Origin of the sequence: Lactobacillus delbrueckii subsp. delbrueckii DSM 20074 = JCM 1012, assembly GCF_001433875.1 — a bacterium.
Classification (GTDB): Bacteria; Bacillota; Bacilli; order Lactobacillales; family Lactobacillaceae; genus Lactobacillus; species Lactobacillus delbrueckii.
In genome coordinates this window covers 51,183-64,363 of the sequence record NZ_AZCR01000004.1, presented here as the reverse complement: position 1 = coordinate 64,363, position 13,181 = coordinate 51,183, and the positions used below count along the sequence as shown (strand labels likewise).

Annotated in this window: 11 protein-coding genes and 1 riboswitch; of the genes, 5 read left to right on the top strand and 6 right to left on the bottom strand. The window is 52.2% G+C overall.

Going from position 1 to position 13,181, the window contains the following annotated elements:
- Positions 1 to 178: 178 nt before the first annotated feature.
- Together FD23_RS01715 and FD23_RS01710 are read left to right on the top strand one after the other, a co-directional pair.
- Positions 179 to 1,315 carry a C40 family peptidase gene (locus tag FD23_RS01715; RefSeq protein ID WP_025895413.1) on the top strand — a complete coding sequence of 379 codons (1,137 nt, stop codon included), beginning with the start codon at positions 179 to 181 and terminating at the stop codon, positions 1,313 to 1,315.
- Positions 1,316 to 1,696: 381 nt separating this feature from the next.
- Positions 1,697 to 4,522: a GGDEF domain-containing phosphodiesterase gene (locus FD23_RS01710; protein WP_052933521.1), complete on the top strand. Its 2,826-nt coding sequence runs from the start codon at positions 1,697 to 1,699 to the stop codon at positions 4,520 to 4,522.
- Positions 4,523 to 4,803: 281 nt separating this feature from the next.
- Here the strand turns inward: FD23_RS01710 and FD23_RS01705 are convergent, their stop codons facing one another.
- The 3 genes from FD23_RS01705 to FD23_RS01695 all read right to left on the bottom strand — a co-directional run bounded on the left by FD23_RS01705 (position 4,804) and on the right by FD23_RS01695 (position 8,167).
- On the bottom strand, positions 4,804 to 5,565 hold the full coding sequence (locus FD23_RS01705) for an amino acid ABC transporter ATP-binding protein (protein ID WP_052933522.1): 762 nt from the start codon (positions 5,563 to 5,565) through the stop codon (positions 4,804 to 4,806).
- A gap of 3 nt (positions 5,566 to 5,568) precedes the next feature.
- On the bottom strand, positions 5,569 to 7,152 hold the full coding sequence (locus FD23_RS01700) for an ABC transporter substrate-binding protein/permease (RefSeq protein ID WP_025895416.1): 1,584 nt from the start codon (positions 7,150 to 7,152) through the stop codon (positions 5,569 to 5,571).
- A 119-nt stretch (positions 7,153 to 7,271) separates the two neighbouring features.
- Positions 7,272 to 7,447, bottom strand: a riboswitch (Lysine riboswitch).
- A 93-nt stretch (positions 7,448 to 7,540) separates the two neighbouring features.
- Positions 7,541 to 8,167 (bottom strand): DNA-3-methyladenine glycosylase, encoded by a 627-nt coding sequence (locus tag FD23_RS01695; RefSeq protein ID WP_003611679.1) that lies wholly within the window; start codon positions 8,165 to 8,167, stop codon positions 7,541 to 7,543.
- Positions 8,168 to 8,249: 82 nt separating this feature from the next.
- On the opposite strand from FD23_RS01695, the gene FD23_RS01690 reads away from it, so the two are divergent.
- Entirely contained in the window at positions 8,250 to 8,621 is a 372-nt protein-coding gene (locus FD23_RS01690; protein WP_025895417.1) for a DUF488 domain-containing protein, read from the top strand.
- On the opposite strand, the gene FD23_RS01685 is transcribed toward FD23_RS01690, so the two are convergent.
- Positions 8,608 to 9,279, bottom strand: coding sequence for an NAD-dependent protein deacylase (locus tag FD23_RS01685; RefSeq protein ID WP_025895418.1), 672 nt, complete (start codon positions 9,277 to 9,279; stop codon positions 8,608 to 8,610). The genes FD23_RS01690 and FD23_RS01685 overlap by 14 nt on opposite strands.
- Before the next feature lie 110 nt (positions 9,280 to 9,389).
- On the opposite strand from FD23_RS01685, the gene FD23_RS01680 reads away from it, so the two are divergent.
- On the top strand, positions 9,390 to 9,869 hold the full coding sequence (locus FD23_RS01680; protein WP_025895419.1) for a hypothetical protein: 480 nt from the start codon (positions 9,390 to 9,392) through the stop codon (positions 9,867 to 9,869).
- A 51-nt stretch (positions 9,870 to 9,920) separates the two neighbouring features.
- On the opposite strand, the gene cls is transcribed toward FD23_RS01680, so the two are convergent.
- Both cls and FD23_RS01670 read right to left on the bottom strand, forming a co-directional pair.
- Positions 9,921 to 11,384, bottom strand: a complete 1,464-nt coding sequence (gene cls, locus FD23_RS01675; RefSeq protein ID WP_052933523.1) for a cardiolipin synthase — start codon at positions 11,382 to 11,384, stop codon at positions 9,921 to 9,923.
- Between the two features lies 1 nt (position 11,385).
- Positions 11,386 to 12,330, bottom strand: a complete 945-nt coding sequence (locus FD23_RS01670) for an alpha/beta hydrolase (RefSeq protein ID WP_025895420.1) — start codon at positions 12,328 to 12,330, stop codon at positions 11,386 to 11,388.
- Between the two features lie 71 nt (positions 12,331 to 12,401).
- Between FD23_RS01670 and FD23_RS01665 the strand changes: the two genes are divergently transcribed.
- Complete coding sequence (locus tag FD23_RS01665) at positions 12,402 to 13,169, top strand: ribonuclease H family protein (protein ID WP_025895421.1); 768 nt, start codon at positions 12,402 to 12,404, stop codon at positions 13,167 to 13,169.
- Positions 13,170 to 13,181 lie beyond the last annotated feature (12 nt).

Genomic DNA, 13,181 nt, shown 5'->3' with positions numbered 1-13,181 from the left:
TTTTTGTGCTCTGATCCAGTGAAAACGATTTTTCTTACTGGATCGGAACAGTGTTCAGTTTAATTTTACAATCGGCGTTTCGTTTTGTAATCAGACCGATACATTCCTGTAACAATTGAAAGTTATACTATAGATTGTTATCAAATCAAACCACATGTTAAAGGAGAAAAGACGTTTCATGAAGAAAAAGAACCTGTTGATGACTGCTTTGGCAACTCTGAGTGCATCTGGCGCCCTTTTAACTACTGGGGCCAGCGCTTTGGCTGACAGCTACACTGTTGTTAAGAACGATACCCTGTGGGGCCTGTCAAAGAAGTACGGCGTTTCAGTAAGCGACTTGAAGAAGGCTAACGGCGTTTCCGGCCACTTGATCTACGTGGGCCAGAAGCTGCAAATCCCAACTAAGTCAAACAAGGCAACCAAGACTAGCACTTCAACCAGTACCGTTGACACTACTTCAACGACCCACACGGTCGTAAAGGGTGACACTTTGTGGAGTTTGGCTAAGAAGTACGGCGTTTCAGTAAGTACTTTGATGAAGGCCAACAACTTGTCAAGCAGCACCATCTTGATCGGCCAAAGTTTAAACTTGCGGGCTGGCATGACTGCTTACGGGGTAAACGGCGTAACTACTGGCTCAACCTCAACTGCAGCAAGCACTAACACTGCTTCATCAACCAGCACGACTGCTTCCAGCCAGGCACCAAAGGCCAAGAAGAATGCTACTAAGGCGAAGAGCACTACTACTAACACTAGCAGCAATTCCAACACCAGCACTAGTGCCAACACTCAAAGCCAGTCAACTGCATCTAACAGCAGTGCGTCCACTACGACCAACACTAATACTGCAGCATCAAATGCTAACACTACTTCAAGCACCAACACTGCAGCAAGCAGCAGTCAAGCAGTCAGCCAGGCACCAACTGTTTCAACTTCAACTTCAACTTCAACTGCTTCAGCCAGTGCCAGCGCGATTACTTCATACGCTTTGACCTTCCTGGGCGTACCTTACGTTTGGGGCGGGACCACGCCAAGCGGCTTTGACTGCTCCGGCTTGGTACAATACGTGTACAGCCACTTCGGCATCAACCTGGGCCGGACTACTTACACCCAGCAATACGCCGGCACCAAGATCAGCGTGGCCAGCGCCCAAGCTGGTGACCTCTACTTCTGGGGTTCATACGGTTCAGCCTACCACGTAGCCATTGCCCTGGGCGGCGGCCAATACGTCATGGCGCCAGCCCCAGGCCAAAACGTGATGACTGGCAGCGTGTCCTCATACACGCCAAGCTTCGCCGTCCGCGTTTTAGGCTAAAAATTTCCTCATCGATATCAAACAGTTTAAGCAGCGTCAGCCAGCCGGCTGGCGCTGTCTTCTTTTGCCTGGCTAAATTAAAAGTGTACTATTTTATTTATAATCGCTCGGCTTTTGATTTTATATTTGTTATAATGTTGCCTGGCTTTTTGAATTAAAAGCCTCTACAAGTGCTTTTATACAAGCAGAATAATAATTGTACGGAAAATACAGCTAAAATTACTTTTATAGGTCTATAGTAGTTTGGATATAAATTGATAAGCCATTAGTTCAAAAAAGCTTTTTTCCGGGCAAATATGGGCTATAATCTAAAGTAAAATAGGCAAAACACGAAATTTAGGGTAAGCCAACTCTTAGATTAGGACAGAGGATCGCGGGAAAATGACAAATACGGCTATGCTTTACGCGCTGGGGGAATTCTTCTGCATGGCAATCATGCTGATCTTGACTGGTGCCTTAAAGCCAATTACAAATTACGGGAAAAGGGAAAAATGGCTGGCGGCATCGCTGGTCAGCGAAACCCTCTACTTTTTGGGTGACGCCCTGGACAAGCTGCAACTGGGCGGGGTCCTGCCGGCCAGCCAGGCGGGTCTGCTTTTTACCGGAACATATAAGCTGTGGATGCTGGACTTCGTCAGTGTGGCGGTCTTTTTCTACATTGACCAATGCAGGGAATTCAGCCTGACCGACAGCTGGTCCAAGCGGCTCCTGGTCTGTTCAGTAGCCTTGCTTAATGGGGTCTTTGAACTGCTCGTGCTCTTGATCAATCCCGGCTGGCTCTTGACGGCCCAGCTCCAGCCAACCCTGCTCTACAACATCCTGCTTTTGCTGGTTCCCCTTCTATATTCTTTGTCCGCCATTGGCCTGGCCATCAACGGGATCCGGCAGAGCCCCTCTAAAAATATCCGGCAGTTTTACCTGACTACGGCCAGCTGGCCGATGCTGCTGGTCATCTTCGGGGGCCTGGATATCTACGTTGGCACCTTTCCTTTCTATGCCTACGTGGCGACGGCCTGCCTCTTGTTCCTGGCCGTCTACCAGTTCAGAACCCTGGTCGACACCGTGTCCCTGGGCAGCTTGAGCAATATCAAGGGAAGGGAAAAGTTAAAGTCCTATCTCAAAAGTATCCAGCGGCGGGGAGCCAGCAGCGACTACTACCTCCTCTTAGTTGATATGAACGGCCTCAGATCGATCAACGAAATCTACGGACGCTCAGAAGGGGACAAGGTCCTTTTTGTGGTCAGTCAAGCGGTTGAGCAGCTGGCTGAGAAGATGCACGGCTTCAGCTGCCACTATGGCGGGGATGAATTTTTAGCCGTGGTCAAATTGGAAGACGCTGCCGCGGTCAAGCGGGTTTTTAATGACTTGCAGGAAGAAGTCAAGCACATGGCCAGCATCCAGGGCCTGCCGGTCGTGCCCCATCTGGTAACTTCTGCCGTTTGTTTGGACATGGCAGACGGGGATATGACAGCCCAACTGCGGATCGCTGAAGAGAAGATTTACCATCAGAAGCGGGACCTTGATGGGGAAGTCCGGGAAAACAACTTCTTCGTCGACAAGGTGACTGGCTTGCCCAACACCAACTACTTCCGCGGTTTTGCCAATTCCTACCTCAAGTCCTGCCTGGAAAAAGCTGACATACCCGCCGTCGTTTTGATCAACGTCAGCAACATGCAGGCCTACAACAACCGCTATGGCTTTGAAAAGGGCGACCAGCTCCTTTCGCAGATTGCCCAGATCCTGCAGAAATTTTTTGACGACGGAGTTCTGGTCCGCTTCGCGGAAGACAACTTCCTCTTGGCGACAGATGCACCCGACCTGGTAAAGAGCCTGGAAGGGGCGGCTGAGGAAATCAACAAGGAAACAGAAGCCAGCATCCGGGCCGGGGTCTACCGCTATAAAAATATCAGTGAGGGCTTGATGACGGCGGTCGACAAGGCCAAGCGGGCCCTGCGCTACCTCAACAACAACCGGGCTGTGGTCTGCCAGGTCTACAACCAGGAGGTCAAGCAGGACTTTGAAAGACGGGGCTATGTCCTGGAAAACTTCCAGAAGGCCCTGGATGAAGGCTGGATCCGGCCATACTTCCAATTGGAAAGCCGCAGCCTGACCGGGCGGATCTGCGGGGCGGAAGCCCTGGCCCGCTGGGTTGATCCGAAATACGGGGTCCTGGGACCGGGCTTTTTCATTGAAGTGCTGGAAGAGGCCCACCTGGTTCACAAGCTGGATCTGGCCATCATCCGCCAAGTCTGTGCTATGCTGGCCAGAAGAAGAGCGGAGCAGCAGCCTTTGGTGCCGATCTCGGTCAACCTTTCCTGGGTGGACTTCCAGGTCTGCGACATTTTTGCCGAGATTGAAAAAATCCGCCATTACTTTAAGCTGCCGGCCAGCCTGCTGAAGATTGAAATCCTGGAGTCAACGGTGACCACCAAGCCGCAGGAATTGCGGCAGGCTATCGCTAACTTCCATGCCAGCGGCTATGAGGTTTGGATGGATGACTTCGGCAGCGGCTATTCCAACTTCAACAACCTGGATGAGTACGACTTCGACCTCTTGAAGATTGACATGGTCTTCTTGCGGGACTTCGACAGCCGGGCCAAGGTCAAGACTCTGCTGGCGATCGTGGTTGATATGGCTAAAAAGCTGGGGATGCACACTCTTTGTGAAGGGGTGGAGACCCAGGAGCAGTCGGATTTCTTGCGGGAAATTGGCTGCGAGCGCCAGCAGGGCTACTTATTCTCCAAGCCGATTCCGGAAGAAGAATTTTTGGCCAAACTGGCCAAGGCCAAGTTGGAAGACCCGGACAGCAACAGCTACTATGATACAGTCAGCCAGGTTAACGTTCTCTTTGACCCGATGATCGACCTGGGCAGCCAGCAGACTGTGGGCATTAAGCTGCCGATCTGCATTCTGGAGAAGGGGACAGATGCATTTGTTCACTTCAGCTTCATGAATGAGAGCTACCGGCAGGTGCTCAAGCCCTTTGGTTATCCAGTAGCCAGCTGGGAAGAAGATGCCAACCTGGAATATTCGTTTAAGAAAGCTATCTTGGAACTGATGGAGGAGAGCAAGGGAAAGTCGGGTCCGGTCAGCCGGATCTTCGACTTCAGGGGTAAGCAGTTCCTGCTTGAAGTCCGCTACCTGGCACATGACCAAAAGAGCCAACGTGATGCCTTCGTCTGCACCTTTGAAGGCCTGGACAAGTAAGACAGAAAAGAAGATAAGCAAGATAAGATAAAACAAGTTTGGCAGAAGGCTAGCTGGTTCTTGCAGCTGATAATTAATGAATTAGCTTGCCTGGGCTTGTCCTCGTCACTGACTATGCAGGTTTACGATAGTCAGCAAACATGGACGATTCTTGTTAACTTGCTCTTGCTTGCTATCGTAGTTATTTTTGCTTTTGCTTTGACGGAAAAATTTACTAACCGCAGGGGAAACAACTAAACCGCAAACGAAAAAGCAGCCGCGAGGCTGCTTTTTGCGTGTAATTAAATTTGCGGGCCACGGAAGTTGGCTAAGAACTTCTGGGTCTTTTCGCTTTGCGGATGGTTGAAGATTTCATCCGGGCTGCCGTGTTCAGCCACGTAACCGTCGCTCATGAAGAGGACCTGGTCGGAAACTTCCTTGGCGAAGGCCATTTCGTGGGTAACCACGATCATGGTCAAACCAGTCTTGGCCAGCTTCTTCATGGTTTCCAAAACTTCCCCGACCATTTCCGGGTCAAGGGCACTGGTCGGTTCGTCGAAGAGGAGGATTTCCGGGTTCATGGAGATGGCTCTAGCAATCGCTACTCTCTGCTTCTGCCCGCCGGACAATTGGCGGGGTTTAGCGTCAATGTAGGGGTCCATCCCAACGGTCTTCAGGTTCTCCAGGGCAATCTTCTTGGCTTCTTCCTTTGACCGCTTCAGAACCAGTTCCTGGCCGATCATGCAGTTTTGCAAGACGTTCTTGTTTTCAAAAAGCTCAAACTGCTGGAAAACCATGCCGACCTTGGACCGGTAGCGGGGGATGTTGTAGTTTTCATCCAGGATGTTCTGGTCATGGAAAAGAATTTCCCCGCCAGTTGGATCTTCCAGCAAGTTGATGCAGCGGAGCATGGTTGACTTACCGCCACCGGAAGGACCGATGACCGTCATAACCTTGCCCTTGTGGACTTCAAAGGAAATATCCTTCAAAACTTGGTGTTTACCGTAAGCCTTTTGCAGGTGCTGAACGTTTAAAATAATTTCATTATCCTTGTAATCAGCCATTTTTTACTTGTCTCCTTCCTGCTTGCCGACTTGAACTTGGTTGACCATCATGTTGTAGTTTTCAGGACCTTCGATGTGCTTTTCAATCAAGTTGAAGATCCGGGTGATCGTAAAGGTCAAGAAGAGGTAGATGACCGAGATGACCAGGTAGGTTTGGAAGAACTGGAAACTCTGGCTGGCAATCGTTGAACCGACGAAGAACAGTTCTGATACTGAGATGATGCTCAATACGGAAGTGTCCTTGATGTTGACGATAAATTCGTTGGTGATTGACGGCAGGCAGTTCCGGATAGCCTGTGGCAGGATGATGCTCCACATTCTCTGGTTGTGGGTCATCCCCAAAGCACTGGCGGCTTCAAACTGCCCCTTCGGCGTGGAGATGATCCCCCCGCGGATAACTTCGGCCAGGTAGGCCCCGGTGTTGATGGAGACGATGATCAAAGCGGCAACCGTTCTGTTCAGGTTGATGTGCCAGAACTGGGCGATCCCGTAGTAGATAACAGCGGCTTGTACCATCATTGGCGTGCCACGGAAGATTTCAACGTAGACGGACAAGAGCCACTTGCAGAAGGCTAACAGACCCTTCTTGAACTTGTTCTTTGGTTCTGGAATAGTCCGGACAATGCCGACCAGCAAACCGATGAAGAAACCGGCGATGGTGCCGACCAGGGAGATCAAGAGAGTCATCCCGATCCCTTCCAGGATCATCTGCCCGTAGTTCTTCAGCATGGAAACCAGCCAGTTTTCCTTCTTGGTGCTGGTCTGCGGCTGCTGCTGCACGGCTTCCTTCATTAGCTTGTTTCTTTCTGAAGTGGAAATGCCGGCCAAAACCTTGTTAACCTGGCTGAGCAGCTGGTCGTTGCCTTTCTTGACCCCGATGGAAACTTCCGCGTCAGAAGAGGAGACCTTGAAGCCCTTCATCTTAGACAGGTTGACCCCGGTAATGTTGGAGTCCATCATCTGGAAGGAAGTCAGTTCCGTGTCTTCAGCCACGTAGCCGTCGATCGTGCCGGCTTCCAGGGATTCCCGCATGGCGGCAAAGTCCTTGGAGGCTGGTTCCCGCTTGGCCCCTGGCAGCTGCTTGATCAGGTCGTAGTGCAGGGTCCCTTGCTGGGCAGTCAGCTTGGCCCCCTTGAAGTTAGTTAGGTACTTGGCCTTGGCGTACTTGCTCTGCTTGTTGACGATAACCACGAAGTTGGTGGTCCGGTATGGGCTGGTAAAGTTGATGGCCTTCCGTCTTTCCGCCGTCGGGCTCATCCCGGCAATGATCAAGTCGATCTTGCCACTGGTCAGGGCTGGCAAAAGCCCGTCCCATTGGGTCTTTTCCACGATAACCTTCTTGCCCAGCTTCTTAGCGATGATCTTGGCGATCTTGACGTCGTAACCATTGGCGTAAGAGCTGGTCCCGTCGATCTTGACCGCGCCATTGGCGGACGTGGTCTGGGTCCAGTTGTATGGAGCGTAGTTGGCTTCCATACCAATCTTCAAGGTGCCGCTGGCTTGCGCCGGCTGGCTCCAACTGACAGCTAAGACAAGCGTCATGACCGCCGCCATTAAGGCGCTAATCCAGCTGCTGTGCTTCTTCATCTGAATAAACCTCCGATATGTTTTTAGTAGTTATGAAATACAATAAAAAGCGGCAAAAAAGCCCCATTGCGGTATACAATGAGGCTTGCTTTGATTCTGTAAAATTCAGTATGAATACCAAAAATTATAGCGCTCCCTAGAAAACTAGGACAGTCTGCAGAATCTTCTCCTGCAGCCCAACCAACAGTGCGCACGACCCCACTGCTGATTTCGGCGATATCCCTTAATAACAAGGCTCAACACTGTCAGTGAGCTCCCCTTGTGTTTGTGAACGATCGCGACCTCTATTGTATTGGATAATTTTTAACTACATTTAGGCTAAATTACTTTTAAGAAAAAGTCAAGAAAAAATTAGTTTTCTGAATTTTTGTGATTGCCCTTTTCTTATTTACAGCCAGCCGTGATCATCCACCCAGTCCCGTTTCTTCATGCCAGAGACGTAGGGGTTGCCGGCCACATAATAGCGCAGAGGCGCCTGGGCCCAGGCCGGGTCAGCCTGGACGATCCCGATTCTGGGCGAAGCAATGATTTCTTTAGCCGGCTTTTTCTCAGTCAAGTCAATAACGAAAGGGGAGTCCGCCAAAGGGGCCAGGTCCCAGTTTCTTGACTTGATCCCCATGGCCTGCATTAATTTGGCCGGTCCATTGGTCAAAAGGACCCCGTCTTTGCCGCCCCGGTTTTTAAGCATTTGGTCTAGGCCCCAGACCGGCTCAATGGCCCGAATTAAGACCCCTTGGGGGTTGCCTTCTTCCTGGCAGGCGATGTCAAAAAAGACGTACTGCCGCTGGGAGTAGATGTAGATGGTCCCGCCGGCCCGCCACAGGCCCTCGTTAGCCTGGCTTCTTCTGCCCCCGTAGGAGTGGGCGGCCCGGTCGTATATGCCCAGGTAGGCTTCGGCCTCAACGATATAGCCGCCAATTTTTTTCCCGCCGGCTTGATAATAAAAGGGGCGGCCGATCAAATCCCGGCATATCTCGCTGGTGGGCCGGCCGGTGAAAAAATTCCTGTAGTCCATTGCTTAATTAATCTTTCTAACTAAAATAGGGAATGTAGTAAAAGCTGTAATAAAAACTGTTTTTAAGAGAAAGCGTGCGCCTATGTCAACGATCAAAACTGTCCGTATCTACGCCAAAGAGCAGCCCGCTGGCTATCGGATCTTAGTCGACCGGCTCTGGCCCCGGGGAATCAAAAAAGAAGCCGCCAATTTAGACGAGTGGGAGAAAGATCTGGCTCCCAGCCGGGACTTGCGGACTTGGTTTAAGCATGACCCGGCCCGGTACACGGACTTCCGCCAAGATTACCTGGAAGAATTGGCAGACAATCCGGAATGGCCGCCTTTCGTGGAGCATTTGCAAGAGCTTTTGCAAAAAGGGGACGTCCTCTTTTTGTACGGGGCTAAAGATGAAGAACACAACCAGGCCGTAGTTTTAAAGGAGGCAGCTGAGGAAGCTCTGGCTAAACTTTCTTAAAGACCTCCAAGGCGTCACCGGTCAGCTGCTTGATCCCTTGTGCCGGGATCTCAGTCAAGTTGACGGCCCAGATTTTGGCGTCTTTTGCCGCGTAGCCTAAGAGACCGGCGAAGGGGTAGACAACGAAGCTGGTGCCGACGATCACGACCAGGTCGCTTTGCCGCATTTCCAGGATGGACTGGTTGACATTGGCCGGGTTGATGCCTTCCCCGTAAAGGACGATGCCGGGCCGGATGATCCCGCCGCACTCGTGCTTGTAGCCCTTGGCGTAGTCCTCATAGCTGACTTTTTGCTTGCACTTGGAGCAGTAGATGTCGTAGAGGTTGCCGTGAAATTCGGTCACGTGCTGGTTGCCGGCCTGCCGGTCCAGGGTGTCGATGTTCTGGGTGATGAGGGCCCCTTTTTCATTGCAGATGGCCGCGATCTTTTCGTGGATCAGATTTGGCTTGGCGTCCGGGAAGTACATGTTTTGCATGACGAAGTCATAAAAAAGCTGAGGCCGGTCATAAAGGGTCTCCTCGCTCAAGATGACTTCCGGGGGCTCACTGACCCCGTTGTAGATGCCGGAGTGGGTTGACACGCCTGCCCCGGTCAAAAAGGCAGGGTGCTTGGCCTTTTTTAAGTCTGCTTTAAATTCCGCAAGTTTTGCTTGGTCCATTTTTTGCCTCTTTCTTAAAAAACGGCTGATACCTTTTGATTTCATTATAATCGCTTGGTCTGCTATAATTAAGCTACTAGTTGCAGAAGATATTATATTTGAGGTAATCCATGGACACGTTATTTTACTTGGTCGCCGACACCCTGCTGGCGGCCTATGCCGGCTACAGCTGGTACAGCCAGGCCACGGTGATCCTGCGGGCCCGCTGGCGGATGACGGCGGTGGTCATGCCGATCCTATTGGTCTGGCTGGGGGCCAGCTGGGGCTACCTGGATCTGGGAACTCCCGGCTTCATCGTCTTCCTGGCCCTCTTCATTTTGACGGGGATCCTGGAAGCCACGTCGGGCTTTGCTGACAAGCGGATAGTTTTGAGCGGCTACTTCCGCCGGACTTTGAAATACAGCGAAATCAGCCAGGTGATCCTGACCGCGGCGCCGCCGGAAGTGGGCGACCTGTCGATCGCGGCCCTGGAAACCAGCCGCCACCAGATCTACTACCTCCGCTTCAACAAGCAGGCCAGCGATGTGGCCTCTTTCTTGACGCAGCGCCTGGAACGCGGGGTAAATATTGACGTAAGAAAAATGGGTTAGTCGAGTGACTAATCCATTTTTATCTGCTCTAAATTTCTGTTTTCTTGTTTTTTACAAAATCGGGGACAGGAGGCGGGAGAAGTTCTGCAGGAACCGCAGCCAGCGTGACTGCTTCTTGATCATCTCCGGCGTGAGGAGGGTCGACTGCTCCATGTCCTTTTCAAACTGGTCGGACATCTCCTTGTTAAAGGCCCGGTCGTAGACGAAGACATTATCTTCAAAGTTCAAGTCATAAGACCGGTAGTCCTGGTTGACGCTGCCGACAGTCGCGTACTTGTCGTCGACGATAATGGTCTTGGCGTGCATGAAGCCGTTGTTGTAGGTGTAGACCTTGACCCCGATCTTGACCAGCTGGTTGGCGTACCACTGGGTTGCCCGGTAGATGAAGGGGTGGTCCGGCATGCAGGGGATCATGATCCGCAGGTCAACCTCCGAGCTGGCCAGGATCTGCCAGGCGGCAATCATGGCCTCATCTGGAATCAAGTAAGGAGTCTGGATCCAGACCCGCTTTCTGGCTAGCATCATCAAGCGGACCAGGCCGTTTCGCATGTAAGGCTCGTCGTTGTCGGGGCCGTCAGAAACAACCTGTACGGCCATGTCGCCCTTGGAGATGTCGTTTTCATCCAGGTCAGGAAATAGCTTTTCGTCAAAGCTGATCAGTTCTTCTTCCTTGACGGCGGAAGCGTTCCAGTCCATCACGAATCTTTCCTGCAAAAGCAGGGAGGCTGACCCGACCAGGCGGAGGTGGGTGTCCCGCCAATAGCCGAATTTTTTCTTCCTGCCCAGGTACTGGTCGCCGACATTGAAACCTCCGGTCCAGGAGATAACCCCGTCGATGACCACGATCTTCCGGTGGAGGTGGTAGTTGATCCGGTTCCGGGAAATTATGTTTCTTGAGGTGATGAAGGGCAAAACGTCGCCGCCGGCTTCAGTCAGCTGGTTGAACCAGCTCTTGGAGGCTCCGAATGACCCCCAGGCATCGTAGAGGACCCGGACCTGGACCCCCTCCTTGGCTTTTTGGATCAAAAGCTTGAGGAATTCGTTGCCGATGGCGTCGTTATAGATAGTGTAGTATTCGACGTTGATGCTGGACTTGGCCTGGCGGATATCGGCGAAAAGGTCCCGGAACTTGTCATGCCCGTCGGTGTAAAGCTTAAGCTTGTTGTTTTTGGTAATGGGCGACTCCTGTTCCTTGTCCAGGTACTTGATCAAGATGTGGGCGCTGGGGGAGGTGTCGTTTTGGTCAATTTTCGCCGGGGCCTCGGTGATCATTTTTTTCACGTTGGAGAGGCCGATGTGCTTTTGCTGGTTGATGGCAAAAAGGTTTTCCTGGGAAATCCCCCGGCCGACGAAGACGTAGATGATGAAGCCGACTACGGGCAGGATGATCAAGACGATCAGCCAGGCCCAGGAAGCGGCCACGGACCGCTTTCTGTGGAAGACGGTCCAGAGGGCCAGGATGGCGTTGGCGAAGAAGATGATGTGCCAAATATCGATCCAAGAGATTGCAGTCACTTTAAAGTCCTTTCTTGATTTTATCTAAGCCTAAAAAACGGTTCAGGATGCCGATGACGAAGGGCTCGTCATGCATCTGCGAGTGCTCGGCGTTGTCGCCGCGGACCTCGACTTCCTGGTAGTAGACCGCGTCCGGGGCCAGGATATAGCGGATGCTTTTGGCGGAAACCACGGAGATAAAGCGGTCGGAATTGGTCGTGTCCAGGACGTTGCCGTAGATGTTCAAAACCCGGATGCTGGGGCTGAAGTCCCGCCGGTGGCGGAGCATGTAGGAATAGTGCGGGGTCATCATGCTAGGCCGGCCACTTTCCGTCAGGCGGTTGACATTGGGGATGTCGCCCAGGTACATGACTCCGTTGAAGGGGCCGGCGATCAAAGCGCAGCTGGCCAGGTGGGGGAAGTTTTTCCGCTTGGCATAGCGCATTTCTGTAGCGACCACGCAGGGCGAGCCCAGGGAGTGGGCCACGGCGCTGTAGCGCGTAAAGACGTATTTTTTGCTCAGAAAAGGCAGGATGAAGCTGAGATAGTAGTTGATGGCCTGGTAGCCGGCAATCCGGTCCTTGAAGGCCAGCTGGATGATGGGCTGCTTGTCGCCGGTATAGCATCCGGTCAGCTTGATCCGGCCGGTTAAGTCAGCCTCGACTTTCAAAAAGCGGTCGTCCCCTTTTTGCTTGAGGGCGTCTTCAACCATCACCCTGGTGGTGTAGTCCCCGCCGCGGAAGCCATGGACGTAGATGATCGGAACCTGGTCAGAGCCGCTGGCCTGGTTTTCAGCCAGGTCGCTGACCCGCTTGCCGCGCAGCTTCAGAAAGATCCGGAAAGGCGGAAAGGTTGCCAGAATGCCCAAGAAGAACATCATGGCCAGGGAGTGGTCCCGGGGATCGAGATTTTTGCCGCGCTTTTTTTCAGTTTCTTCAGCATACTTTTTAGAATTAAAAAAGAGCACAGTCGCCCCTCCTTTCTCTGATACAATTGCTTTGTAAACATCATACCATTTTAGCAGAAAAGAGGGAGTAGATGAAAGTTTATGTTGTTAAAAAAGGCTACCGGCCAGGAATCTACCACAGCTGGCCTGAGGCCGAAAAGCAGGTCAAGGGATTTCCCGGGGCAGAATACAAGTCCTTCAGCAATATAATGGAGGCCCTGGACTATCAGCAGATGGACCTGGAAGATGCCCTCAAGGCCTTGCAGGGGGCAGAGGACAATCTGCAGGCCGCGATCGCCAAGGTCAGACAGGGCGGAAGCAAGAAAAAGCAGGCTGAAAATAAAAAAGAATTTGCGGCAAGTTCGAAGTATGCCGCCCACATTTTTACCGACGGGGGCTGCCGGAACAATGGGACCCACAAGGGCGGGCACGTGCAGGCAGACGACAAAGCAGCCTGGGCTTATTTGATCGAATACGGCGGCCAGAAGCTGTCCGCCAGCGGCGGCCGTTTTGGGGCCACCAACAACGAAATGGAAATGACCGCTTTTTTGGAAAGCCTGAAGAAGCTGGAAGAACTGGGCTTAAATGACCAGCCCCTCTTGTTCTCTTTGGACTCCCAATATGTCATCAAGGCCGTCAGCGACAATGACCAGGGTCCGGCCTGGATCAAGGGCTGGCAGAGACGGGGCTGGAAGAAGGCGGACGGGTCACCCGTTGCCAACCGCGAGCTCTGGCAGGAGATTGCCAAGGAAATAGCCAAGTTTGCCCAGCCGGAATTTGAATGGGTCAAGGGGCACGCCAACAGTGCTGGCAACAACTTTGTCGACGGCCTGCTCAACAAGTATATGGACCAGATGTAAGGCAGAGACATA